Here is a 24,832-nt window from a genome sequence, read left to right as displayed (position 1 = left end):
CTTTTGGTGCGATCGGTTTTTTGTTTGACCCTTGAGGCTAATTCTACTTTTCTTTAAATGGTAAACGGCAGGTATACTTTTTTGAGGGCGTATTCTATGCGTACGGAAATTCTTCTGACTATTTGTTTTTGTATGGCTTTGTGCGGCTGCTTCGGCAATGCAGCTCGATTAACTGATAACGACGGTCTTTCGGTCGGGGATCTGAAATGCGAATCTCGAACTGATCCTCTGGGCATCGATGCGGCAGCACCGCGTATGAGCTGGATACTGAGTTCGGATGGGTACGGTCAGAAACAGACCGCTTATCGAATACTTGCAGCGACTGAGCCGGATAAGCTGAAAGCCGGGCAGGCGGATCTGTGGGATTCGGGCAAGGTTGAAAGCGATAGGACATTTGGAATTGTTTACGCAGGTTCGGAACTTAAGTCCGAAATAGATTGCTATTGGAAGGTTCGCGTGTGGGACAAGGACGGGGAGCCGAGTGATTGGAGTGGGCCCGCAATGTGGTCGATGGGGCTTCTGGATCGGGAGGACTGGCAGGCGGAGTGGATTGGTTTTGATGTGCGGGATAAAAAGAACGGTCTGCCCAAGGTGATCGAGAAAGCAAGTTGGATATGGACGGCGGATCAGCGTGGGCAGAATGTGCCTGTGGGGCAGTGCTATTTCCGGAAGAATTTCCAAGTACCTAAAGACTTTACTGTCGATCGTGCCATGGCATACGTGTCGGCCGACAACAGTTTTGAGCTTAATCTCAATGGCCTGCCGGTCGGGCAAGGTAAAGATTGGGAAGTCATAAAACCAATCGATATCAGTGATGAAGTACAAACAGGACGGAATGTCGTTGCGGTTTCGGCAGAAAACGTGGGGAGCAGTGCTAACCCTGCCGGTCTGCTGGCAGTTATCGTTATTGAGTCGGATGCAGGCGAAACGCTGGAGTTCGTCACGAATGAACAGTGGATCTCATCCTCGACTGAAGAGGACGGCTGGACCCAAGTCGAGCACAATACGGCTAGCTGGTCGGCGTCGCGTACGCTTGGGCCTTATGGGTGCAAACCCTGGGGTGAGGTGGGCACTGACGTAAAAGAACTGCCGCCGGCCCGGTACTTAAGGAGAAGCTTCGCTGTGCAGGAAAAACGTATTGCGAAAGCGCGGCTGTACGCGACCGCATTAGGCATCTATCAGATGTTCGTTAACGGGCAGCGAGTGACTGAAGATTATTTTTCGCCAGGCTGGACCGACTACGAAAAACGCATTTATTATCGCACGTATGATGTGACTGATATGATCAAGCAGGGAAATAATGCAGTCGGTGCGATACTCGCCGACGGGTGGTTCGCAGGCTATGTGGGTTATGGCGGACAGCGAAACCATTACGGCAAGAAGTTGAGGCTGCTTTCACAACTGCATATAACTTATGATGACGGCAGTTCGCAGGTGGTTGCTTCGGGGCCGGACTGGAAAGCGTCTCTGGGGCCGATCGGGTATGCAGATTTTCTTATGGGTGAGAGTTATGACGCGAGACTGGAGATGCCGGGTTGGGATACAGCGGATTTCGATGATGCTGAGTGGCGAAAGGTCGCTGTTGGCGGTGAAGAGGTGCAGCCTAAGATTCAGGCGGCCGTTCATCAACCTGTTATCGTTTTTGAAAAGGTCAAACCGGTTTCAGTTACCGAGCCCAAACCCGGTCAGTACGTTTTCGATATGGGACAGAATTTTGCCGGTGTCGTACGGATCCAGATAAACGGCGAAAGCGGACAGAAGATCACGCTGCGCCATGCCGAATGGCTGCAATCGGACGGAACGATCTACACGGAAAATCTGCGTAGTGCTGATGCGACAGACATCTACATTTGCAAGGGTAACGGTGAAGAGACATGGCAGCCTTATTTCACGTTCCACGGATTTCAGTATGTGGAAGTTACGGGTTTGGATGCTAAGCCTGATCTGGATATGCTGACTGGTCTTGCATTGAGCAGTGATACACCGACTGCGGGGACGTTTGAATGTTCGGATCCGATGGTAAACAAGATCCAGCAGAATTCCGTATGGACCCAGAGGGCGAATTTTATTGACATACCCACTGATTGTCCGCAACGGGATGAGCGGCTGGGGTGGACGGGCGACGCACAGGTCTATATCAACACGGCCTGCTATCACAATGATGTGCATGCGTTCTTCACCAAGTGGCTGGTCGATCTCGAGGATGCGCAGCGGGCGGACGGACAGTTCCCAAGGGTGGCACCGCTCAAGGTTGCAGGCGCTGATGGCGGACCCGCTTGGGCCGATGCGGGGGTGATCTGTCCGTGGACAATATATAAGATGTACGGTGACGAGCGTGTGCTGGAGAAGCATTACGAGGCGATGAAAGAGTTTATTGAATTTCGCAAGAACCGCTGTACTGATGAACTGCTGCCGCCTGCCAGATTTCACTGTTACGGTGACTGGCTCAATATTGATGACAATACGCCGAAAGACGTTATCTTTATGTCGTACTTCGCATACAGCACCGATCTATTAGCGCGAACTGCCCGAGTGCTGGGGTATGAAGACGATGCGGCTGCTTATGACAAATTGTTTGAGAAAATCAAGGCTTCATTCAATGAGGCCTACGTTGCGGAAGACGGCAAGATCAAGGGCGACAGTCAGACGGCGTATGTGCTGGCAATCGCGCACGATCTGCTGGACGAGGATATGCAGAAGAAAGCTGCGGAGCATCTGCTAAGGCGTATCGATGAAAACGACGGACATTTGTCCACCGGCTTTATAGGAACAAAGGATCTGATGCTTGTGTTGGCGAAGATCGGTCGGAACGATGTGGCGTATAAGCTGCTTCACAATGACACGTTCCCATCGTGGGGCTTTTCCATCAAGCATGGGGCCACTTCGATCTGGGAGCGGTGGAACGGCTGGACGCCCGATGAGGGTTTTGCGAATCCGGGCATGAATTCGTTCGCGCATTATTCTTTCGGTGCGGTTTGTCAGTGGATGTTCGAGAATATAGGCGGCATCAGGACTGAGGGAGCTGGGTTTGAGAATATCGTTCTCAAGCCGCGTCCCGGCGGTGAACTGAAGTGGGCGAAGACGCGATATGATTCCGTTCGAGGAACGATCGAGACCGACTGGAAACTGGACGGCAAACATTTCAACTGTACGGTCGTGATCCCGCCGAATACAACTGCGGAGGTGCATATGCCCGCGATAACAAAACAGAGTGTTCAAGCTGAACCGTTCGGAAAAGTCATATCGTTCGATGATGGAGTGGCCGTGCTGGAGCTCAAGTCAGGACGCTATGAATTGCAGTCAAATATTGCCATGGAATGACAGATCGAAGAGGCCTATTGCAACCCTGTATTGCGGTAAGCTTGCAATGACCAGCAGTGGGAGCGAGAACAGTTATACGGTTGCCCAAGACTAGCCGATGAGCAGATCGAATTGTTCGGGGCGGAGACAGTGACGAAGCTGCTGGAGAGCGAGCAGTTCGATCTGGCGGACGCGTTCTTTGCTGAGGCCGAGTTTGTCGCCGATCTCTTTGAGGGTCATTGGTTTTTCGCCGACTTTGCGTTTGGCAAGGCCGTAATGATTGCGGATCACGAACTGTTCGCGTTCGGTGAGATTGTTGGAGATGACTTCGTCGAGGCTGAGGTTTGCGCGTTCGATGGACTCGACGTGTGCGGTGTCAATGTTTCGCATGTCGCGGCCGTATTCGGCGATGTCCGGGCCGCCGTTGGCTTTGTCGAAACGGGTGATCTCGGCGGGAATTTTACGTGCGAAATCTTTTGCGATCGCGAGCGAGGCGTAGGTACTGAAGCGGTAACCGCGTGTGTAGTCGAATTTTTCGACGGCGCGCATGAGGGCGAGGTTGCCTTCGCTGATGAGATCGGGCATGTGACCCGTCATGGGGGTGTGCTTTTTTGCGATGCTGACAACGAGGCCGAGGTTTGCTTCGATGATGAGCTGTTTGATCTGTTCGGCCTGATCGAGATATTTTTCTATTTCGTCGAGACGGCCTGCGCGGGGGCTGGTAAAGTCGATCTGGGTGCGTGTGATGGTGGCGAGGTATTTGAGGTAGTTGTACTTGCGGAACAGTTCTAGTTCCTGGGGGCGTGAGAGTATGCGTTTTTTGCCGATGGTGGGGAGTTCGAATTTGTCGCCGAGAATTTGCTGTCTTGCATTTTCGGTGAGGAACTCGTCGCTGGCGATGAAGTCGATCTTTTCGGAAACGATCTTCTTCGCGCGGCGCTTATTGATCAGGCGGTAGATGGAACTGCGGCTGCGATTGAATTTTTCCATCAGTTCCTTGATGGAGGTGCCCTGCCTGTAGAGCTTATAGATCTGGGAGGCCTGGGCGGGTCTGATGACGCCGGAAGGTTTGGCGAAGACGGGTATGCTGTCGGTTTGTTCTTCGTTTTCGAGCAGTATATAGCGGACGGTTTCTTTGGAGCGGCCGGTTTGTTTTACGATGCTGAGTATGACCTGGTGGCGGCTCAGTTTTTTGTCGGCGGTAAGGTCGCGGGCGAGTTGGACGATCTGCTGTTTTTCGCTGTCGGTGACGAGGGAGAATTGCGTGGCCTTTTTCGCGGCGTCGGGGTTTTTATTCATGAAACGTTCGACATCCGACTTGAGGAAGCCGAGGCGTTTTTTGCGTGGGCCGAAGACGTACATGCAGCCCCAGAGCCCGCGTTTGCGCCATCGCTGAACGGTCTTTGCGGAGACGTTGAATTTTTCGCACAGATCGGCGATCGTGAGGACGGGTTCGGGCTGTTCGTCGGCCCGGAGTTTGAGGGCGGTGCTGAGACGATCCATGAAGGTCTGCAGATCGTTGGCGAGCTGATCGCCTTTTATCAGTGTGCCGGAGAGTATCTGACGCGGCCGGTAGCCGGTAACGCGAAAACAGACGAATTCGAGAGGGTATTCGCGGTCCTCTTCGACGATGGCAAGCAGATCCCGGGCGGCGTAGAGCTGTTCGAGGCGTTTGGGTCTGGGTGCGAACTTGAGCTCGGTGAAGAATTGCTTTAAATCGTCGTTACGAAATTTTGCCATAATTATCGTCTCAGCGGGCGGCTGGTGGGATCATATATTGTGCGATTAGGTTGTGATCATTGTTATTATCGTCAATTGACGACGCAAAATCAAGATATGGTCAATTCATAGTAACATTTACCAAATGCGCGCATCAAAAAAGGACGACACAACGGTTTGCGCCGCCCTGCTGTATCTGCGTAATTGCTTAAACGAGTGATTTTGCGAGATCGACCGCGCTTGCGGCGTCGGGACTGTAGCCATCTGCGCCTATCTTGTCTGCGTAGCCTTGCGTTACTGGAGCGCCGCCTACAATAACTTTTGCGTCGAGACCTGCGTCTTTGAGGGCCTTGACGGATTTTTCCATTGCGGGCATTGTTGTGGTCAGCAATGCGCTGAGGCCGACGATCTGGGCACCGTTTTCTTTTGCCTGCTCGACGAATTTTTCGGGTGAGACGTCCACGCCGAGGTCGATCACGTTGAATCCTGCGCCCTTGAGCATCATCATGACGAGGTTCTTGCCGATGTCGTGCAGATCGCCCTGGACGGTGCCGATAATGGCCTTGCCGATAGGTTCTACTCCGGCTTCAACGAGTTTGGGTTCGAGGATTTCCATTGCCATTTTCATGGCGCGGGCGGAGATGAGGACCTCTGGGATGTAGACTTCGTTGGCCTTGAACCGTGTTCCGATGACGTTCATGCCGGCGATAAGGCCTTCCTCGAGTACCTTGCCGGGTCCGGTACCTTCTTCGAGGGCTGATTTTGTAAGATCTACTGCTGTTTTCTGGTCACCCTTGATGACCGCATCTGCGAGTGCCTGTAAATCTGCCATATTTTAATTCCTAACTGCGATTACCATTTCCATTCGGGAACTGTTTCCAGCAGCTCCACAGTGATTTCCGCTAATATGTAACAGGATAATATCGGCAAAATCAAGGGTTTGGCGTCAACAATGCGGTTTTTGATAAAATACGAGCATAAAACAGCAAGTTGAGTACAAATACATGTTGGTCGTGCGGGCAGATGTTCTGTTTTGACACGTGAAATAAGATTGAAGAGTCGTGAATCCTGTTCAAAATCTACCAGTGGTGGATATTGATAGATATAGGGCGGTGCTTTGTTATTATTTGAATTCCTGCTATATTGCAAAACACTCGCAGGTAAAGTAACTTAGGGTATGGAAATGACAGCACACTTGAATTAAAGGTGTCATATGAGTCACTATATCGTATTGGTAAAGCAGGTTCCCGACGTTTCGCAGATCACGGACAACGCGTTCGATCCGAAAACGGGGAACCTGATCCGCACCCGGCTGCCTAGCGTAATCAATGAGCTGGATGCACAGGGGTTGGCGTTCGCTTGGAAGATGCGGAATCTGCAGAACGATCCTGAGTCGAAAGTTATATGCCTGACGATGGGGCCGCCGATGGCAGCGGAGGTGCTCAAGTACGGGTTGAGCAGATGTGCCGATGATGTGGTGCTGCTGACGGACCGGGCGCTGGGCGGAGCGGATACGTTTGCGACAGCGAATCCGCTGGCATATGGCATACGCAAGATCGTCAAGGACAAGCTGGGCGGGACGGATGATTATTTCGTCGTATCCGGTATGCAGTCGGTGGACGGGGACACGGCTCAGGTGCCTGCCCAGATCGCTGAAGAGATGAAGGTGCCCTGTATACCGTACGCGACCGATGCGGAATATATCAACGGCAAGTTCAGATTCACACGGATCATCGCAGGCGGGAGCCAGGTGGTGGAAGCGCATCAGATGCCCGCGGTTGTGACGGTGGCGAAATACGAGTATCCGCTGTTCGCAACGTTCGCGGCGAGCCGAAAAGCTGAGCGGGCGGAGATGACGCAGTGGACTGCCAAGGACATCGGCGCGGACAACGTCGGCGTGAAAGGTTCTAAGACGCGTGTGATCAGGGTGTTCCCGCCGGGCAAGACGACGCGGAAGTGTCAGGAAGTGACGGAAGTTAAAGAGCTGGCGAAGCTGATCGCGGGCGCCGCGGGTAAAGGCGGTGCAGGCGAGAAGGAGGACAAAACTGAAGCCGGGCCTTCATATGTGCCGCCGGCCAGGCGCGAGAGTAAATTCGACCGCTCTTATGAGGGGACGGACAAGGAGAACGACGATTTCAAGGAACTTAATCGGCTGCTGTCTGAGATGAAGATCGAGGACGTGAATAAGATCGACGGTAAGCAGTTCGACGAGATACTCGAAAAGAGTGACGGCGGTTTTCACAAGAAGGCGCTGGAGGACATGCTCAACGCACTCAAGAGCACCGAGACGAGTTACTCAGGCGAAGTGTGGGTGATGGCTGAGCATGGCGAGGATAAGATCAACTCGGCGACGTTCGAGCTGACGGGCAAGGCTCGTGAGCTGGCGGATTCGCTGGGTACGAAGGTGGGCGTTTGCATTGCGGGCGACGCGGTCAAGAAGTTTACGGACGAGCTGATACACGCGGGGGCGGATAAGGTCTATGTGATCGAGGACCCGCTGCTGAAGGAATTCGATCCGACGGTATACCGCAAGGCGGTTGCGGATTGTGTTGCGAAGTATGATCCGCAGATCGTGCTGTATGGCGCGACGCCGCAGGGCCGGGTGCTGGCTCCGATGGTTTCGTATCGGCTCAAGTGCGGGCTGACGGCGGACTGTACGGGGCTGGAGATCCGCGACAGCAGCAGGAAGGGGCAGGTTGCGATACTGTTCCAGACGCGGCCGGCGCTGGGTGGTAATATCATGGCGACCATCGTGACGAAGGACAGCGAATGTCAGATGGCGACGGCGCGCGAGGGCGTAATGACTCGGCTGGAGCCGGACACTTCGCGGACGGGTGAGGTGATCGAGCACAAGGTAGAACTCAAGCCCGAGGATCAGAGCCTGGACATCATTAAGACGGAGATGGCAACTGGGCAGGTCAATTTCGAGGCGGATGTTATCACGGCTGGCGGCAAGGGTATGCAGGACCGCGATGAGTTCGACAGCATGATCGACATGCTCAACGGCGTGATCGGCGATAAGTTCGGCGTGTCAACGGAAAAAGGCGCAAGCCGTGCAGCGGTAGAACAGGGCTTCATCGACAGGGTGCACCAGGTCGGACAGACGGGAACAGCGGTGGGGCCCGAGCTTTACATCGCGATCGGCATCAGCGGAGCGATACAGCATATGATCGGCGTTTCGAACAGCGAGACGATCGTGGCGATCAACTCGGATCCGAACGCACCGATCCTGAAACAATGCGATTACTACATGATCGGAACGGCTGATGATATCGTACCGAAACTGGTTGAAGAATTGAAAGAGGCGTAAAGTGGCTGACTCGACAAATTACAATAAGGTTTCAGTACTGGTCGTGGGGGCGGGGCCCGCGGGTCTCTCGGCCGCGATCACTCTTAAAAAACAAAGTCCTGGCACCGATGTCTGCGTGATCGACAAGGCGGCAGAACCGGGCAACCACAATCTTTCCGGTGCGGTGCTCGAACCGGGGCCTATACATGAGCTGCTAGATATGGCGGCGGGTGACTGGCGGGAGGACGAAGAGGCGCAGAAGCTGTTTTCGCGCAAGGTCGATAAGGATGACGTTCTGTTTTTGGCCGGCAAGAAGGCCTCGTTCAGCATGATGCCGGCGATCAAGGCTGCGAAGGCGTGCAAGATCGGATTCGGGCAGATGGTGCACGAGGACGACTATATCGTGTCGATCAGCAGCCTGACGGGGTATCTTGCGGGCGTTGCGAAGAACGTCGGTGTTGAGTTGATGACGGGTTTTGCGGCTGAGGACATTCTGCTCGACAGTACGGGCAAGGCGACCGGCGTGAAGCTGGTGGATCAGGGGCGGGGTCATGACGGTGAGCCGCTGCCGAATTTTGTGCCGGGTGAGGTGGTCGAGGCTGATGCGGTTGTGCTGGCGGAGGGCTGTGACGGGCTGCTTACGGAGAAGTTCATCGAGAAGGCGGGGCTGAAGCGTGAAGCGACGCAGCTTTACTCGATTGGTGTTAAGGAAAACATCAAGGTCACAGATGAGCAGTACGCAAAGTTCACCGACGGGCGGGTCGTTCATGCGATGGGCTATCCGATCTGGACGCCGGTGATCGGGCCCGCGATGTTCGGCGGCGGGATTATGTATCCGATGGGCGATAACAAGATCGCCGTGGGGATGATCGTCGGGCTAGACTGGAAATATTACGACTTCAATCCGCAGGATGCGCTGGAGCGATTTAAGGAGCATAAGTTCGTCAAGCAGTTCGTCGATGGCGGAACGGTGGTCGAAGGCGGAGCGAAGATGATCCCGGAAGGCGGATATTTTGCGATCCCGCGTGAGGGATCTACCGACGCGATCGGCAAGGCGAACACGGTCATCCTGGGCGATTCGGCGGGCTTTGTGAACATGAACAAGATCAAGGGTTTGCATAATGCGATCTCTTCGGGGCTTGCGGCGGGCAAGGCGATCACTTCGAAGCTCGGCGCTCTCGATGAGCTGGCGGTCGAGTATACCAGGCTGGTCGAAGAGGCGGGCGTGCTCGATGAAATGCGGACGGCGAAAAATTTCCGTCAGACGGTTGCGAAGTTCGGCCCGCTGCAGGGCATGCCGTTCAGCGTATTCGGTGGGATGCTGCCGAAGTTTGATATCGAGCCGGATTACGAGGTCATGACGTCGATGGAGTATCGGCTCAGGCCCGACATGGATTTTGATAAGGATACGTTCACCGCGATGGCGGATACGGAGCACCGTGAGGAACAGCCTTCGCATCTGTCGATACTGGATCCTGCGAAATGCGATGAGTGCGGACGGAAGTTTGAACGGCCCTGCATCACGTTCTGCCCGGCGGGTGTGTACGAGATGATCCACGATGTGGTCAAGCCCGCGAATCCGTCGAACTGTCTGCACTGTAAGACGTGTCAGCGGAAGTGTCCGTTTGACAACATTCGGTGGACCGTGCCCGAGGGCGGGGGCGGACCGCGGTATAAGACGATGTAATGATCACGATAAAGGCCGGCGGTTGTCGGCCTTTTCCATGCGCTGATCGGATCAAAAAGGCGTGACAGTTGCATCTGCCACGCCCATCGAAACGGAGGAAAGGAACTGTATTTGATTTTGATCACTCGTTGAGCTTGGTCAACTGCAGTGAGTAGTTTTCGGCGTCGACCTTGATCCTGTCGCCGTCGTTGAACTTGCCTGCGAGGATCTCGGCGGCGAGCCGGTTCTCGATGCGGTTCTGGATCGCACGCTTTAGCGGACGTGCGCCGTAGGCGGGGTCGTAGCCCTCGTCCATGACGAGCTGTTTGGCTGCGTCGGTGAATTCGAGCTCGATGTTGCGATCCTTGAGCCGTTCGGTGAGATAGCGAAGTTGGATGTCTACGACACGCATGAGGTCCTCCTGCGTGAGCATGTGGAAGACGATCGTCTCGTCGATACGGTTGAGGAACTCGGGCCGGAACGCCTGCTTGAGGGCGTCCTTGACGTGGGCCTCGATCTCCCAGTCCGCGCCTTCTTCTTCGGTCATCTGCATGATCTGATCGCCGGCAAAGTTGCTGGTCATGATAATGATCGTGTTCTTGAAGTCGACCGTTCGACCCTTACCGTCGGTCAGTCGGCCGTCGTCGAAGACCTGCAGCAGAACGTTGAACACGTCCGTATGGGCCTTTTCGATCTCGTCGAGCAGAACGACGCAGTAAGGTTGCCGGCGGACGGCTTCGGTGAGTTTGCCGCCTTGCTCGAAACCGACGTAGCCGGGAGGTGCACCGATCAGCCGGGCGACCGAGTGCGATTCCATGAATTCGCTCATGTCGATGCGGACCATTGCGTTGGGGTCGTTGAACAGGAATTCGGCAAGCGCCTTGCTGAGCTCGGTCTTACCGACACCGGTGGGACCGAGGAACAGGAACGTACCGATGGGGCGGTTCTTGTCGCCGAGGCCTGCGCGGTTACGGCGGACAGCGTTGGATACTGCGTGCACTGCTTCCTGCTGGCCGACGACTCGCTTCGCCAACTGTTTTTCCATCTGCATGAGTCGTTCGCGCTCGCCGGTCATCAGTTTTGCGACAGGTATGCCGGTCCATTTTGCGACGACCTGCGCGACTTGATCGTTGGTCACTTCGTTGTGGATCATTTCGGTGCCGTCTTTTTTCGCGAGTTCCTCTTCCATGCCGTGCAGCTTCTTTTCGAGCTCGGAGATGGTGCCGTATTTGAGGCGGGCGGCGGTTTCTAGATCACCGCGGCGCTGGGCATCTTCGAGCTCGGTGTGGGCGTCGGCGATCTCTTCCTTGACGCGTTTTATGCCGTCGATGCCTTCCTTTTCGGTTTCCCATTTCGCGGTAAGTTCGTTGTCGCGCTGCTGCAGTTCGGCGAGCTGCTGTTCGACCTTCCCGAGCTGGGTGGCGGATGCTTCGTCTTTTTCTTTTTTTAGCGCTTCGCGTTCGATCTCGAGCTGCATCTCGCGTCTGCGGATGCTGTCGAGCTCGGCGGGCAGCGAATCATTTTCGATGCGCAATTTCGATGCGGCCTCGTCGATCAGGTCGATTGCCTTGTCGGGCAGCCAGCGGTCGGAGATGTAGCGGTCCGAGAGCATGGCGGCGGAGACGAGAGCGCTGTCGGTGATGCGTACGCCGTGGTGGGTGTCGTATTTGTCCTTGAGGCCGCGGAGTATCGCGATGGTTTCTTCGATGGTCGGCGGGTCGATCTTGACCGGCTGGAAGCGGCGTTCGAGGGCCGCATCGGTTTCGATGTACTTGCGGTATTCGTCGATCGTGGTCGCGCCGATGCAGCGGAGTTCGCCGCGTGCAAGGGAGGGCTTGAGCAGGTTGCCCGCGTCTACGCTGCCTTCGGTTTTGCCGGCGCCGACGACGGTGTGCAGCTCGTCGATGAAGAGGATGATCTTGCCTTCGCTCTGGGTGACTTCCTTGAGGACGCCCTTGAAGCGTTCCTCGAATTCACCGCGAAATTTCGTGCCTGCGACCATCGAACCCATGTCCAGCGCGATGATGCGTTTTTCCTTCAGGCCCGAGGGGACGTCGCCTTCGACGATCCGCTGGGCGAGGCCCTCGACGATGGCGGTCTTACCGACGCCGGGTTCGCCGATGAGCACGGGGTTGTTTTTCGTACGGCGGTTGAGCACCTGCATGCAGCGGCGGATCTCCTGGTCGCGACCGATGACCGGGTCGAGCTTGCCTTTGCGTGCGAGTTCGAGCAGGTCGATGCCGTACTTTTCGAGCACCTTGTATTTGGATTCGGCGTTGGCGTCGGTGACCTTTTCGCCGCCGCGGAGGTCCTTAGATGCTTCTTCGATCTTGTCGGCGGTGATGGAGTTGACGCTGAGAATTTCTTTTGCGTCGCTGGGGATGTCGGCCAGGCTCATGAACAGATGTTCGAGGCTGAGATATTCGTCGCCCATGCGGTCGGCGCGGTTCTGCGCGTCGAGGATGACCTGCTGATATGCGGAGTCGGGCATGATCATCTGGCCCTTCTGGGCGCCCTTGGGGACGCGGGCCAGTTCGCTTTCGACCATCTGCTTGATGCGGTCGGGGTTGGCGCCGATCTTCTTGAGTATGTCTATGATGAGCCCTTCTTCCTCGTCGAGTACGGTCTTGAGCAGGTGCAGGGCCGTGACGACGGTGTGGGACTCGGCCATCGCGTGCTGCTGCGAGCTGGCGATGGCTTCCTGCGTTTTCATTGTGAATTTGTCGAATTTCATAAATATGATACCTCTGTCGAGTTTGCAATGTAACTTACTTTGTCTGGTTATCGGGAAGCCTTATGGATTGACATAAAACCACCTCTTAGCAATATTGCAAACTCTGTGCCAGCAGACCCTCAACGCGCATAAAACAAGGCCCAGCAAGCATTTACGCACACAGAGCCTTTAGTTGATCATGCCATTATGACAGGTCGCCTTGCCTTAGACGTTGTATTCTCAGCGTTCGACGGTGCTGCCGTTGGTGTCGAGCACCGCAACCGGGCTGTAGAGATGATCCTGGAGGAAGTAGACGGAGCTCGTTCCGCCCGCAGCCAGCACCTCGTCGATGTAGTTGCCGTAGACGTAAAGATTTTTCATTTTCATGACGTTCGAATCGACGTATTCTTGCATTTCCTTCCGCGCAGCTACCTGTAAGCCCATTCATAGCAAGTGTTTACGTTGTAAAGGTGTCCGGCCCTTTTACTTCATCTCTTCAGGTCGATTGCTACAATAGTTTCCATGTCAGATACTCCTTAAAATTTACGTGAGTAAATTTTTGTGCCGTCACTGCGACGAGCACGTTTCGGGGCGAATATAACATATTCGTCCTCGGGGTATCTGGCTTTCATAGTTTTTTAGTTCACCCCTCCATCCTGCTTTTACCTTATCCTGTTTGTCTTTTCACCGGACAGTGTTGACTACAGAAGTAAAATAATGCGGATATCAAATAAATAGCGGGAACAAGTAAGTTTACGATACCGGGATGGATCATGAATAAGTAATAAATTCCGGCCAATACAGCGAGAGCATTTGTAATATCCGATAATATCCGAAACAGCTTTGTATGCCAGCCGAGGCAATAAACTAATGTAAGAATAAGCCATGCCTCAGTAAGCGCAAAGATAACCGTAACCTCATTTTTTTCTTGCCTTGAAATATCGGCCATATTAAATAAAGACCAAATCCACAACCAAGCACCTATAGATGCTACGTTCCATATCACAAGCGATGCAAGGAAACATTTACGAACATCCTTAGACATATAGTGGGCTCCTTAGCTATTTTTGAAGATCACATCGTTCCTCACCTAAGCACGGGGGTCTAACCTTATTATACTTCTCCTCAACCCAATCGTCGCCGAGATGCTTTTTGCAATATTTATACATCCTTACATCCTCCCAAAGATGACCTCTGACGCCTTTTATGTTCTTGATTCCTCCAACTGGAGAAATCCGATCAGGGGTCCCAGCACCCAATCCGTCTGTAATTAGGTTGCCATCCTCGCTATAACAACACTGTTGTCCTGATTCTATGTCTTCATATTTACCTCTGATACACTTGTCAGCCCCGGGATGATATTTTTGATCGGCATCTTTTGGATCTTCCCATATGTCAGAGTCCGGATTGCTGCCGTCACAAGGCAAATTTGTGGGACAGTGAGGTATGTCATTGATCCAATTCATATCGTCAGATTCATCTTCGATCCAATCATCGCACAATTCTTCGGGTGAGGGTTTAGGTACGTGTGGGGGGACCATATAGAAAAGCCCTGATGGATCCAGCCGATTTAACGGTAGTGACTTGGTGTACTCGAAAAGGTTTAATCCATCCAAATAGTATCCCAATGGATCGCGTGTCAGGAATCTGCCCATTTGTGGGTCGTAGTAGCGGTGGCGGTAGTACATCAGGGGCAGCTGGTTGGCGTGGAGTGAGTCGAGGCGTCGGCCGGTGAAGGTGTATTCGTTGTCCAGTGCGCTGATGGTCGAGGTGGTGTCGTCGGCGGTTAGCCATGTGCCGTCGGTGCCCTTGTCGGTGTAGACGGTGGCCTTGCCGTAGGCGTTGTATTCGTAACGTTCGACGACGGTGCCGTTGGTGTCCAGCAGGGCAACGGGGCTGTACAGATGATCCTGGCTGTAATAGTAAGCGTCTGTGCCATCGTCCTTACGCAGCACCTCATCGATATAGTTGCCATAGACGTACCTGTTCACCATAGTCGTACCATGCAGGGAAACGCACTCATACTCCTCAAGCACCTGCCAGTTGTCGTTGTAGTAGTACAGCCGCGTCTCGCTGATGTCGTGTTTGATCCTGCGGATGCGTCGGCCGAGTGCATCGTAGTCGAATTTGCAAAGTATTATTGCATAATCTTGCTTTTTTGCCATATCTGATCTTTGTAACTATCGAGCATTTGATATGCACTTATTAGCCCATGATCATCGACTTCTTGCAAAAGTTCATCTCTCAAATCAAAATCCAAAGTTACAAATAAAATCGCAAAATACACTTCGTTACGTATTTTAGGCCATTTTTCATACTGCTTATAAATCTCAAGCAACCGTTGGATATCCTGGTAAACATATTCAGCGCGATAGGTACGGTATTTGTTAAATACCTGTATTATTGCGCCGTCATCATCTGTATAAACGTAACGATCTGCTTTGAGTTTCTCGTTGAAAAGCTTCAAGAGAAAGTAAATAAAATGAGGCTTACATTGCTTTTCAGAACAATCAGCTATTTCTTCTCGCACGGCCTGCAGGATGGACTCATTACCGGGCCCATAATCCTCCTTTAACACTTCAAAGCAAGTTCGTTTTCCTGTATATCTCCAAATTGGTTCGATATCAAATGGATCCTCCATCTTGTATGGCTTATGGTCCTCGTATATAGCCTTCCGCCATTCTTCGTCAAAACGTAATCTAAAATGCCCTTCTTCGGCCATTTGCTCGACAAGAAAAGCGATCAATCTAGCGTAACGGCGAGAAAGATAATAATCCAATTGATTTCTATATCTTTCTTGCCAGTCATCTGTTGCATACTCTATCTCGTTTATCAGTTTCTCTACAGAGATATCAGGCTTATTTAATCTTGCTAAATATTCTTCACGGCTGATAGCCTGCTTTGACTTGTGTCTTGTAAAGATGTCAGTTCGGAGGGCAATATAGATCAGCACAAAGCCAATAACACATAGAATTAATATTAGCGGCAAACGCCTCATGTCTTACTCCAAAAAACAACACTAAGGTTTAATCACGCAAGACCAATCAGTTGAATCTTCTGTCGGCAAATCTGGCCGGGCATACTCACGAAGAGCAGCTTTCACCTCTTCCGTTCTGCCTTTAACTGGATAAGTAACAGCATCGTTTGATGAATGCTCTGTTCCTTTTTTAGATTCGACATCCTCCTTGCGTTCAGAATTGGCATAGTCCCACTTTCCGGTACAGGAATCGCAGGGGACAGAAAGTGTAACTGTTTTCTCATCCCAAATAGCTCTCACAAATATCTCCTTTATGTACCCGATACTAGGAAACCAGCCCCATGGGTCGATTTGTCCTCTATACCTGAATTTAAAATCTTTATTTAGAAACCATGTTTTAGTACAGACGTTTGTTTCTCCGGCCTTGCACAATCCATAAGGGTCCGTATAAAGTATCGAAGTACTACCAACATATTCGTATAGATTCAATCCACCCATATACTGCGTTCGCACAGCAAACAAATTTGGAAAAGACATAACCCCAGGATCTATTCCCAACGGATCTCGTGTCAGGAATCTGCCCATTTGCGGGTCGTAGTAGCGGTGGCGGTACTGCATCAGGGGGAGCTGGTTGGCGTGGAGTGAGTCTAGGCGTCGGCCGGTGAATGTGTATTCGTTGTCCAGTGCGCTGATGGGCGAGGTGGTGTCGTCGGCGGTTAGCCATGTGCCGTCGGTGCCCTTGTCGGTGTAGACGGTGGCCTGGCCGTAAGCGTTGTATTCGTAGCGTTCAACGGTGCTGCCGTTGGTGTCGAGCAGTGCGACCGGGCTGTAGAGATGGTCCTGGAGGTAGTAGACGGAGCTAGTGCCGCCCGCAGCCAGCACCTCGTCGATGTAGTTGCCGTATACGTAGAGCTTTTTCATGACGTTGGAATCGTCGTATTCTTCCAGCACCTGCCAGTTGTCATTGTAGAAGTACAGCCGGGTCTCGCTGATGTCGTGTTTGATCCTGCGGATGCGTCGGCCGAGGGCGTCGTAGTCGAATTCAGCGACGGTGACGCTTTGGCCGGGGTTGGTGACCTTGACGAGGCGGTTTTCGTAGTCGTACTCGTACTCGAAGCCGCGATGGTCGGCGGTCATGTTGCCTGCGTTGTCGTAGGTGAGGGATACGGAGTCGATGGAGGCGTATTCGTTGGCCGCGTAAGGCTGTACCACGTACGTATCCGTGGTGTTGTCGCGAAGGCCGACCGTGCCGCGGTTGCCCAGGTCGTCCATGCCGAAAGACTCGGTTGTGGTGTCGTGATATGTCACGCCTGATACCCTGTCTATGTCATCGTAATCGTAGTCATTATAAGGGGTAGAACTTGTAATGAAAGGGATTTTTGTCAATATTGCCCTGTTCGCTTTCGTATAAATTTAGAAAATCTTCAATTTGGCGAATTAATTGCGGTCAGATTGGGTTCTAACGGAAAATTTGCAGAAATTGGCGGGATTTTATTGTAATATGGCTGGTGCGGTGGGATTAGGGATTGAGACATTGTTTTTGGAAAGGATAGGTATGTACCTACGCGGGGTTAAGAAGCTGAGCGTTGTTTTTGCGTGTGTCGGGGTAGTGTTTTTTGCGGCGGGGGTCTGTCCGGCTGAAGAGGCGGGCCGGGCAGCTTCACCGAAGAACATCATTATCATGATCGCGGACGGGTGCGGGTTCAATCATGTGGACACTGCGAGCTATTATCAGTATGGGCACAAGGGCAGGCAGGTGTATGAGCAGTTTCCGTTCAAGATCGCGATGAGCACGTATGCGGCGGGCCAGACGTATGAGCCTGAGCAGGCGTGGAAGTATTTTAATTATGTCGAGGGCGGCGGATACGCGCGGTGTACGGATTCTGCGGCGGCTGCGACCGCGATGAGCACGGGCACGAAGACTTACAAAGGCGCGATCGGCGTTGATCTGGACAGGTTCGATCTTGCCAACATACTCGAAGCTGCGGAAAAGAGCGGACGGGCGACGGGGGTGGTCACGAGTGTCCAGTTCGCACACGCGACGCCTGCGGGCTTTTCGGCGCACAATGTCGCGCGGGGCAACTATGCCGAGATCGCGCGTGAGATGATATACGAGAGTGGGCTGGAGGTGATCATGGGCTGCGGGCATCCGCTGTATGACGAAAACGCAAAGAGTGTGGAAGAGCCTAAGGATTTTAAATTTGTCGGCGGTGCGGATGCGTGGGCGGATATTTCGGACGGTGAGGTTGAAGGCGCGGATGCGGACGGCGACGGTAAACGCGATAGCTGGACGTTTGTTGATACGGGGGACGGTTTTGAGAAGATCGGCGAGGGTGATACGCCTAAGCGGGTGCTGGGGATTCCGCGAGTTCGCAGCACGCTGCAGTATAACCGGGCAGGCGGCAGGGAACAGGAGGAGCCTTACGCAGTGGAGCGAAACAAGGGCGTGCCTGCGCTTGCGACGATGGTCAGGGCCGCTATAAACGTGCTGGATGAAGACGAAGACGGCCTGTGTATGATGATCGAGGGCGGAGCGGTCGACTGGGCGGGGCACGGGAACAATCTGCCGAGGATGATCGAGGAGCAGATCGAGTTCAACCGAGCGGTCGAGACGGTCGTGGACTGGGTCGAGGAGAATTCCAACTGGCAGGAAACGATGCTGGTCGTGACGGCTGACCATGAGACGGGGTATCTGACAGGGCCGGGGTCGGGTGCGAACGAGGACGGGCCTGTATGGAAGGAGATCGTAAACAACGGCAAGGGGAAAATGCCCGGCGGAGAATGGCACAGCGGCGGACATACGAATTCGCTGGTTCCGTTTTACGTGAAGGGGCGGGCGGGACGAGAATTCGTGATGCGGGCGGACGGGTTCGACCCGGTTCGCGGGCACTATATCGACAACACTGACATCGCGGACTATGTTTTTGAGCTGCTGAGCGAATAAGAGCGTTTAAGCTTTCAATTAGAGCGGCATCGCATACAATGGGCGCACGGATAACGTGTTGCCCATTTTTTTATGGATGGATATGTATTTTACGGCTGTTATAAATTCACTGATACCGATCATTATGCTGCTGGGCGTGGGGGCGGCGGCGCACAAACTTAGATGGCTCAACCGCAACAGCGAGGACCAGATGCTGCGGCTGATCATCAACGTGTTCATACCGTGTTTGATATTCGCGTCGATAACCGATGAGGCGACGGATACATCGGCGGGCCTGATCGCGGAGCTGTTCGCGTGGGGGTTTGCGATGCCGCTGGTGGGCATCATGATATCGCTTGCGGTCGGCTGGTTCGTCTTTCGTGATCAGCCGAGCACGAGGCACACTTTCGCGACATGTTCGGGCATGCACAATTACGCGTACATCCCGCTGTATCTTATCGGGAGTCTTTTCGGGCAGCAGGTGGTGGGGCTTGTGTTCATATTCACCTCGGGCGTTGAGCTTTGTCTGTGGTCGGTCGGTGTGACAGTGCTGAGCGGCAAGTTCGATCGTAACTGCTGGAAGAAGATTATAAATCCGCCGCTGATTTCGCTGATAGTGGCGCTGCTCATAAAGAACGCGTTCGACGCTAACCCGGTGCCCGTGCCGGTGCAGAAGTTTTTTTCGTCTGCCGGTGCGGTGGCGATCCCGCTGGGTCTGCTGATCTCGGGTTCTACGCTGGCCGAGCGGCTGCAGCATGTGCGGTTCACGGATCGGTCGCTGTTGAAGACGGCAGTGGCGGGGTCGATCATTCGGCTTGCGGTGATGCCGCTGCTGGTGCTGACGGTTGCGAGCTTTGCGGCGGGACATGTGCAGACACGCGAGATACTGATCGTGCAGGCCGCGATGCCTGCAGCGATGTTTACGCTGGTGCTGTCACGGCATTACAAGGGTGAGCCGGTGACCGCTCTTGTGATAATCGCGACGACGACGCTGCTGGGCTTTGCGACGATACCTGCATGGGTGGCGCTGGGGCAGAAGTGGCTGCTGTGAGCTTCGGCACAGTGAACAAAAAAAGAGCCAACCCATATTAATGAGCCGGCCCTTTCTGTTTGCGATTTAATGCCGGCCTTTTAGTCCAGCGGTATTTCAACAGTTTTGCCGGGCTCGGTTTTGAAGTCCCATTTCTTGCCGGCACATCTGACGGTCAGTTCGCCGCCGTTTTCACTGAGGACGCTTGCAGCGGTGAGCTTGCTGTCCTGCCACTGCAGATCGCTTACGACGAAGCCGCCGCGGGCACGCAGTCCTTTGGCTGAGCCGTCGGCCCAAGCGCTGGGCAGTGCGGGCAGGAGCATGATCTCGCCGCCGTCGCGACGGTATTTGCTCTGCATGAGCATTTCGGCAAAGCCTGCTGTACCGCCGAAGTTGCCGTCGATCTGGAAAGGCGGATGCACGTCCAGCAGATTTGGATTGGTGCCGCGTTTGAGCAGGTTGCGAATGAGCGTATAAGCATGATCGCCGTCATGGACTCTTGCCCAGAAGTTGATCTTCCAGCCCATTGACCAGCCTGTAGCGCCGTCGCCCCGCTGGGTCAGTGTTGTTTTGGCGGCCTTCGCGAGTTCGGGCGTATGTACGGGATCGATCTGGGTTCCGGGGTGCAGGCCGAACAGGTGATTGAGGTGGCGGTGTTTGTCCTTTGGGTTGTCAATATCTTCGTACCATTCCTGGAGCTGGCCGTGCTGACCGATCTTGTACGGGACGAGCTTTTCCATCGCCTGCTTCCATTGCTGCACCCGCGGTCCGGTCTCGTTGAGTACTTCGGCAGCGATGATCGCGCCCTTGAGAGCCTCGCGCGCCATAGCGATGTCGCACGTTGTGCCTTTTGAGATCGGGCCATGTTCGGGCGACCAGCTCGGGGTGCTGGAGAGTTCGCCGGTGGGCAGTTCGTAGAGCGCGTCCATGAGAAAATCCGCGGTGCCTGCGATGATCGGCCAGGAGATCTGCCGCAGGTAATCTTCGTCCATGCCGAACGCGTACTGCTCGAATGCGTGGGTTGTCAGCCATGCTCCGCCCATTGGGAAGAAGGCCCAGTACCGCGGACGGTTCTTGCCTGGATGGGGTGTGGTGTAGCCCCAGAGGTTGCTGGAGAGATTTGCGGTCCAGCCGTCTGCGTTGAAGTACGCTTGGGCGGTTGCCTGGCCGGGTTTGCGGAGTGCGTCGGTGTAGGTGATCAGCGGTTTTTGACATTCGATGAGATTGCATGGACCGCTGGGCCAGTAGTTCATCTGCAGATTGATGTTGAGATGATAGTCGCTGTTCCATGCTGGGACGGTCTCGTTGCACCATATACCTTGCAGATTGGCAGGCAGACCGCCGGGGCGCGAGGATGCGATCAGCAGGTATCGGCCGAACTGGAAATACAGTTCTTCGAGGTCGTGGTCCGGCGTCTGTTTGTTGAGCTTCACACGTTCATCCGTGGGAAGTTTGCGCACGTCTTCGGGAGTGGTGCCAAGGTCGACGGTGACTCTGCCGTGCAGCGAGCTGTGGTCCTCGATATGGTCGGTCTTCAGTTGGTCGTAGCCTTTTGCGACAGCGGCATTCAGTCGGCTGATGTTTTCCGCCTTTGGATCCTCGCCGCGATATACGGGCCAGTTGTTTGCGTAGTCGGTGCCTAGGACGATAATAAAGGTGACCGTGTCCGCGTTCGCGATTTTAATGCCTTCATTGGTAACGTCGACCTGGCCGCCTTCGTTGAGTACTGCGATCCGCCCGTCGAGTTTGAGGCCGTTGTTTTCGACCTTGCCGTTTGCGATGAAGACTCCGTCCTGTGCTGTTGTCTCGATCGCGTGCGGTGTTGCAAATTTCAGGGCGATGTTCTGCTTGTCGAGCTTATCCGCATCAAAATGCAGGACCAGACAGCGGTCGGGATTGGAGCAGAAGCTTGTACGCGTAAACTTTGTGCCGTTAAGGTCATAAGTGATCGTCTGAACACCGGTGGAGAGATTCAGTTCGCGGTGATAGTTTTTGGCGTTCTCTTTGTCGTGGCCGGTATCGATGTGCAGTTCGCCGAAAGTCTGGTATCGGCCGAAATTCTTGTCCGCTTCGTTTCTGTCGTCAGGCCCGAGACCTCGCAGATGTTCGGTGCTGAGCTGCTGCGCCTTTCGCTTGTCGCCAGCCAGCAGTGCCTTGCGGATTTCGTCAAGGTGTTCGTGCGCGTCGTGTTTGTTCTGGTCCTTCATCCAGCCTGCTGAACCAGGTCCGCCGCTCCAGAGGCTGTGCTCGTTGAGCTGGATGCGTTCTAGAGAGACACCGCCGTAGACCATCGCGCCGATTAATACGCATTGTGATTAATTCTCATGCTTAATCCATTCAGTATTGCATATTGAGCAGAACATTTCTGAGGTTATATTGTTCCATGCAACTGTTCCTGCGTTGAATATTTCCTCATAATTTTTGTAAATGCGGTTGCTCAAGTAGTGACTCTTCATATAGGCCCAAAGACGTTCTATCGGATTCAATTCCGGACTGTATGCAGGCAGGTGAAGCAGGCTGATATTCTTCGGCACAACCAACTGTTTAGCGATATGCCAACCAGCCTGATCAAGAACCAGAACCACATGTACATCTTTGCCTGCCTCCTCGCTTATAAATCTCAGGTGGTGATTCATATAATCAGTGTTAACAGTCGGAGTAATCACAGCCGACGATTTGCCATTGACAGGATTGACAGCTCCAAAAATATATACCCAATCATACTCGGTCTGCTTTACTGCTGTAGGCCTGGATCCTTTTGGAGCCCAAACATTGGTCAGTGTTCCTTGCTGGCCTATTCGCACTTCGTCCTGGAACCAGATCTCAATTTTCTTTTCGGGGTTTTCTGTTCGGACTTTTTGGACAAAAAGGGGGCTTGCTCCAACCACTGCTGCATTTTTTCCGGATCGTTCTTTCGGTGCTTAGGCCTTGGTTTTAGACATGAAAGCCCCAATCTATGCATTAGATCATAGACGCCGAAGAGCGAATATTTTACGCCAAATTCTCTTTCAAGAATCCGTCTTATGTCTCTGCCGCGTAGCACACATACACCACCGTCTGAATCGGTTGGTCCATCTTGAATTCGCTTGATCAACTCAGGCTCTTTTTTGCGTGGCAGTTTTGTAGGCCTGCCGCTTTGACGTTTTGGTGCGATAGCCTCAATGCCGCCATCACGGTAGAAATAACACCATCGCTGAACGAAGTTTTTGCTGCGATCAAGTTTTGTCATGATCGCTTTTGTTTGCCATCCCTCCAATGCCAGGGCTACCACCCGATATCGATCTCGCTGCTTTGCATTGGTTTCAATCCGAGCTTTTTCTTTTAACTTTTGCAGGTCACCGTACTTGATCTCACTGATGTGCATGCCATATTTCCTTTCATTTTTTAGGAATTATGACACATCATTAGCGATGGCGCAAGTCTAAAACCGTGGCGCGCGAAAAAATTTCACAATGCGTATAAGCCGTTGCCCAGCGGAAGTGCGTATTTTTCCCACGCCTGGTCAGGATTGGGCTTGTGAGTTCGGTTTGGGTTCTCAACTTCCCAGCAGCGAAGGGGGCTCTTGAAGCCGTAATCGTCCGCAGGTTTGTCGTACCACATTATGAACTCTTCCTGCATGGCAGCATGAGCCGGGGATGCGGAAAGAATAATTGCAATAATAACCGTCGAAAGGGTCATGATCGAAAATCGAGACATTGAAAAACTCCCACAAAAAAGATTTCACTTCCGTGCAGCGGGATCCGCCCCAAATGCCCACGTACACCCACGTACATTATAAGGAATCGGTCATGCAATTTTTAGCACAAAAAAAGGGCCGACCCTGAAAGGGTGCATCAAAAAAAGGTGGCGCGAACATTTTGGATATGGTATAACTTAGAGAAAAGGTTATTTTTCGAGGTATATCATGTCACAGCAGGATTGGATTGAAGAAGCGGTTGCCGAATTTCGCAAGGGTTGCCAGGAGCTCCACGACGAGCTCGATTCCGCGGCTAATGGGACGTTGCTGGATGTCAGCGATGATCAGATCGTCAGAACGCTTGAGCCTTTACTCAAGGATGTGCAGCGAAAGGCTATCCAGACGGCATTGGAAAAATCCCAGACTGATTCGGACTACCGGCGTTGCGGCAAGTGTAAAAAAAAATGAGACACAAGGGCAGCAAATCCTACGAGTTCATCACCAAGCGTGGCAATATAAGTCTTACCGGCACTTATTATCATTGCAGTTGCGGCAGCAGCAAGCCGATCAGCAATCTTGTCAGCAGCGGCCGCAAATACAGCCGGATCGCCAACGAGCTGGTATTGCGTCATACGGCAAGTGGCCCTTATAAAGAGGTTAGCCGATTTTTGCGTCAAGACTTCAGTATTCATATATCTCACGAATCGCTGAGAAGGCGGATATTGGCGGTTTCAGGCTCTATCAGACAAAACCGTGATTGCAGCAGCGACGACCGGAAGTGGGACGAAATTGCCGGCAGTAAGCTGTATGGCTATGCCGACGGAGTGTTGATAAACGTACGTCGTGAAGGGTGGAAGGAAGTCAAACTTCTGCGTTACGAGGATGACGCCTGTAGTAAGGTCAGCCATCGTGCTGTGCTCGGTCCGATCAAGCAGTTCGGCTCTCTTGCCCGTCGTGAGGCGATTCGGATTGGAGCATCGAAAGCCAAAGACATGACGTTTTTAATGGACGGTGCGGAAGGTTTTCACAGGCATATAAAAAGCAATCTTCCTAATGCAAAACAAGTAGTTGATTACTGGCACTGCTGTCAGCACATTGGCGAGTGTGCCAGTTTGCTTTACGGTGAAAATTCGAAGAGGAGCAATCGCTGGCGAAGCAAATACTGTCATGTACTTCGAGATAAGGGGCCCAAAAAACTGATCAGGAGCTTGCGAATCAGCAAAAGCCGGGTTGCGAGCAGCGAAGACGCCGAGGCCTTGTCGAAGCTGATCAACTTCCTGTCTCGGCGGATTGAGCGGATCGACTATCCGAAATTGCTGGCTATGGGGCTTCGCGTGGACAGCGGACCGATAGAAAGTTCATGCAAAACCGTTGTGCAGGCCCGCCTGAAGAGCTCAGGGATGCGGTGGAGCCGACAAGGAGCATCCGCTATGCTGGAAGTCAGAACCGCACTGCACAGCGATTTATGGGAATATGCTATAAAAGACTGTGCCTAAATATTGTGATGCACCCCCCTGAAAAATGAGCCGGCCCTTCTGT

At 53.2% G+C, this 24,832-nt stretch carries 19 protein-coding genes; 7 read left to right on the top strand and 12 right to left on the bottom strand.

The features are described 5' to 3' along the window. Positions 1 to 96: 96 nt before the first annotated feature. On the top strand, positions 97 to 3,321 hold the full coding sequence (locus STSP2_RS02885) for a glycoside hydrolase family 78 protein (RefSeq protein ID WP_169852932.1): 3,225 nt from the start codon (positions 97 to 99) through the stop codon (positions 3,319 to 3,321). Between the two features lie 90 nt (positions 3,322 to 3,411). Here the strand turns inward: STSP2_RS02885 and STSP2_RS02880 are convergent, their stop codons facing one another. Together STSP2_RS02880 and STSP2_RS02875 are read right to left on the bottom strand one after the other, a co-directional pair. Then, the gene (locus STSP2_RS02880; RefSeq protein WP_146659695.1) at positions 3,412 to 5,040 is read right to left on the bottom strand and encodes a sigma-70 family RNA polymerase sigma factor; all 1,629 of its coding nucleotides are present in this window, start codon (positions 5,038 to 5,040) and stop codon (positions 3,412 to 3,414) included. A 187-nt stretch (positions 5,041 to 5,227) separates the two neighbouring features. After that, positions 5,228 to 5,851, bottom strand: coding sequence for a corrinoid protein (locus STSP2_RS02875; protein ID WP_146659694.1), 624 nt, complete (start codon positions 5,849 to 5,851; stop codon positions 5,228 to 5,230). Between the two features lie 381 nt (positions 5,852 to 6,232). On the opposite strand from STSP2_RS02875, the gene STSP2_RS02870 reads away from it, so the two are divergent. Both STSP2_RS02870 and STSP2_RS02865 read left to right on the top strand, forming a co-directional pair. After that, the gene (locus tag STSP2_RS02870; RefSeq protein ID WP_146659692.1) at positions 6,233 to 8,329 is read left to right on the top strand and encodes an FAD-binding protein; all 2,097 of its coding nucleotides are present in this window, start codon (positions 6,233 to 6,235) and stop codon (positions 8,327 to 8,329) included. Between the two features lies 1 nt (position 8,330). Further along, on the top strand, positions 8,331 to 9,995 hold the full coding sequence (locus STSP2_RS02865) for an electron-transfer flavoprotein:ubiquinone oxidoreductase (RefSeq protein WP_146659690.1): 1,665 nt from the start codon (positions 8,331 to 8,333) through the stop codon (positions 9,993 to 9,995). A gap of 121 nt (positions 9,996 to 10,116) precedes the next feature. Here STSP2_RS02865 and clpB read toward each other — a convergent pair whose 3' ends face one another. The 6 genes from clpB to STSP2_RS02835 all read right to left on the bottom strand — a co-directional run bounded on the left by clpB (position 10,117) and on the right by STSP2_RS02835 (position 17,050). Continuing rightward, positions 10,117 to 12,708: an ATP-dependent chaperone ClpB gene (gene clpB / locus STSP2_RS02860; protein ID WP_146659688.1), complete on the bottom strand. Its 2,592-nt coding sequence runs from the start codon at positions 12,706 to 12,708 to the stop codon at positions 10,117 to 10,119. 219 nt (positions 12,709 to 12,927) lie between these two features. Next, positions 12,928 to 13,101: a hypothetical protein gene (locus STSP2_RS02855; RefSeq protein WP_169852931.1), complete on the bottom strand. Its 174-nt coding sequence runs from the start codon at positions 13,099 to 13,101 to the stop codon at positions 12,928 to 12,930. A gap of 253 nt (positions 13,102 to 13,354) precedes the next feature. Beyond that, positions 13,355 to 13,732 (bottom strand): hypothetical protein, encoded by a 378-nt coding sequence (locus tag STSP2_RS02850; RefSeq protein ID WP_146659685.1) that lies wholly within the window; start codon positions 13,730 to 13,732, stop codon positions 13,355 to 13,357. A 16-nt stretch (positions 13,733 to 13,748) separates the two neighbouring features. After that, positions 13,749 to 14,852 (bottom strand): RHS repeat-associated core domain-containing protein, encoded by a 1,104-nt coding sequence (locus STSP2_RS02845; RefSeq protein ID WP_146659683.1) that lies wholly within the window; start codon positions 14,850 to 14,852, stop codon positions 13,749 to 13,751. Then, entirely contained in the window at positions 14,825 to 15,685 is an 861-nt protein-coding gene (locus tag STSP2_RS02840; protein WP_146659681.1) for a hypothetical protein, read from the bottom strand. The genes STSP2_RS02845 and STSP2_RS02840 overlap by 28 nt, the downstream gene beginning before the upstream one ends. 21 nt (positions 15,686 to 15,706) lie before the next feature. Beyond that, positions 15,707 to 17,050 carry an RHS repeat domain-containing protein gene (locus tag STSP2_RS02835; RefSeq protein WP_146659679.1) on the bottom strand — a complete coding sequence of 448 codons (1,344 nt, stop codon included), beginning with the start codon at positions 17,048 to 17,050 and terminating at the stop codon, positions 15,707 to 15,709. Between the two features lie 169 nt (positions 17,051 to 17,219). Here STSP2_RS02835 and STSP2_RS02830 point away from each other — a divergent pair, with 169 nt between their 5' ends. After that, on the top strand, positions 17,220 to 18,608 hold the full coding sequence (locus STSP2_RS02830; RefSeq protein WP_169852930.1) for an alkaline phosphatase: 1,389 nt from the start codon (positions 17,220 to 17,222) through the stop codon (positions 18,606 to 18,608). Positions 18,609 to 18,666: 58 nt separating this feature from the next. Then, entirely contained in the window at positions 18,667 to 19,638 is a 972-nt protein-coding gene (locus tag STSP2_RS02825; RefSeq protein ID WP_169852929.1) for an AEC family transporter, read from the top strand. Positions 19,639 to 19,718: 80 nt separating this feature from the next. Here STSP2_RS02825 and STSP2_RS02820 read toward each other — a convergent pair whose 3' ends face one another. The 4 genes from STSP2_RS02820 to STSP2_RS02805 form a co-directional block, all read right to left on the bottom strand. After that, on the bottom strand, positions 19,719 to 21,908 hold the full coding sequence (locus STSP2_RS02820; protein WP_146659673.1) for a glycoside hydrolase family 95 protein: 2,190 nt from the start codon (positions 21,906 to 21,908) through the stop codon (positions 19,719 to 19,721). 24 nt (positions 21,909 to 21,932) lie between these two features. Continuing rightward, on the bottom strand, positions 21,933 to 22,505 hold the full coding sequence (locus STSP2_RS02815) for an IS630 family transposase (protein ID WP_146659672.1): 573 nt from the start codon (positions 22,503 to 22,505) through the stop codon (positions 21,933 to 21,935). Then, on the bottom strand, positions 22,412 to 22,981 hold the full coding sequence (locus STSP2_RS02810) for a winged helix-turn-helix domain-containing protein (protein WP_146659670.1): 570 nt from the start codon (positions 22,979 to 22,981) through the stop codon (positions 22,412 to 22,414). Before STSP2_RS02810 ends, STSP2_RS02815 begins: the two co-directional genes overlap by 94 nt. Positions 22,982 to 23,064: 83 nt before the next feature. Then, positions 23,065 to 23,313 (bottom strand): hypothetical protein, encoded by a 249-nt coding sequence (locus STSP2_RS02805; protein ID WP_146659668.1) that lies wholly within the window; start codon positions 23,311 to 23,313, stop codon positions 23,065 to 23,067. A gap of 208 nt (positions 23,314 to 23,521) precedes the next feature. Between STSP2_RS02805 and STSP2_RS02800 the strand changes: the two genes are divergently transcribed. Both STSP2_RS02800 and STSP2_RS02795 read left to right on the top strand, forming a co-directional pair. Continuing rightward, the gene (locus STSP2_RS02800) at positions 23,522 to 23,761 is read left to right on the top strand and encodes a hypothetical protein (RefSeq protein ID WP_146659667.1); all 240 of its coding nucleotides are present in this window, start codon (positions 23,522 to 23,524) and stop codon (positions 23,759 to 23,761) included. Beyond that, a complete protein-coding gene (locus tag STSP2_RS02795) occupies positions 23,758 to 24,789 on the top strand; it encodes a transposase (RefSeq protein WP_146659665.1) in 1,032 nt (343 codons plus the stop codon). The genes STSP2_RS02800 and STSP2_RS02795 overlap by 4 nt, the downstream gene beginning before the upstream one ends. Positions 24,790 to 24,832 lie beyond the last annotated feature (43 nt).

Origin of the sequence: Anaerohalosphaera lusitana (assembly GCF_002007645.1) — a bacterium.
Taxonomy (GTDB): Bacteria; Planctomycetota; Phycisphaerae; order Sedimentisphaerales; family Anaerohalosphaeraceae; genus Anaerohalosphaera; species Anaerohalosphaera lusitana.
Note: the sequence above shows the minus strand (reverse complement) of the source record. Positions and strands in the feature narration are given on the sequence as shown.

What these genes read in the sequence shown, in the direction of transcription:
- STSP2_RS02810 (WP_146659670.1), bottom strand. Translation starts at nt 22,981, where the DNA reads ATGCACATCAGTGAGATCAAGTACGGTGACCTGCAAAAGTTAAAAGAA.
- STSP2_RS02820 (WP_146659673.1), bottom strand. Translation starts at nt 21,908, where the DNA reads ATGGTCTACGGCGGTGTCTCTCTAGAACGCATCCAGCTCAACGAGCAC.
- STSP2_RS02845 (WP_146659683.1), bottom strand. Translation starts at nt 14,852, where the DNA reads ATGGCAAAAAAGCAAGATTATGCAATAATACTTTGCAAATTCGACTAC.
- STSP2_RS02880 (WP_146659695.1), bottom strand. Translation starts at nt 5,040, where the DNA reads ATGGCAAAATTTCGTAACGACGATTTAAAGCAATTCTTCACCGAGCTC.
- STSP2_RS02795 (WP_146659665.1), top strand. Translation starts at nt 23,758, where the DNA reads ATGAGACACAAGGGCAGCAAATCCTACGAGTTCATCACCAAGCGTGGC.
- STSP2_RS02840 (WP_146659681.1), bottom strand. Translation starts at nt 15,685, where the DNA reads ATGAGGCGTTTGCCGCTAATATTAATTCTATGTGTTATTGGCTTTGTG.
- STSP2_RS02875 (WP_146659694.1), bottom strand. Translation starts at nt 5,851, where the DNA reads ATGGCAGATTTACAGGCACTCGCAGATGCGGTCATCAAGGGTGACCAG.
- STSP2_RS02885 (WP_169852932.1), top strand. Translation starts at nt 97, where the DNA reads ATGCGTACGGAAATTCTTCTGACTATTTGTTTTTGTATGGCTTTGTGC.
- STSP2_RS02855 (WP_169852931.1), bottom strand. Translation starts at nt 13,101, where the DNA reads ATGCAAGAATACGTCGATTCGAACGTCATGAAAATGAAAAATCTTTAC.
- STSP2_RS02805 (WP_146659668.1), bottom strand. Translation starts at nt 23,313, where the DNA reads ATGTCTCGATTTTCGATCATGACCCTTTCGACGGTTATTATTGCAATT.
- STSP2_RS02870 (WP_146659692.1), top strand. Translation starts at nt 6,233, where the DNA reads ATGAGTCACTATATCGTATTGGTAAAGCAGGTTCCCGACGTTTCGCAG.
- clpB (WP_146659688.1), bottom strand. Translation starts at nt 12,708, where the DNA reads ATGAAATTCGACAAATTCACAATGAAAACGCAGGAAGCCATCGCCAGC.
- STSP2_RS02800 (WP_146659667.1), top strand. Translation starts at nt 23,522, where the DNA reads ATGTCACAGCAGGATTGGATTGAAGAAGCGGTTGCCGAATTTCGCAAG.
- STSP2_RS02850 (WP_146659685.1), bottom strand. Translation starts at nt 13,732, where the DNA reads ATGTCTAAGGATGTTCGTAAATGTTTCCTTGCATCGCTTGTGATATGG.
- STSP2_RS02830 (WP_169852930.1), top strand. Translation starts at nt 17,220, where the DNA reads ATGTACCTACGCGGGGTTAAGAAGCTGAGCGTTGTTTTTGCGTGTGTC.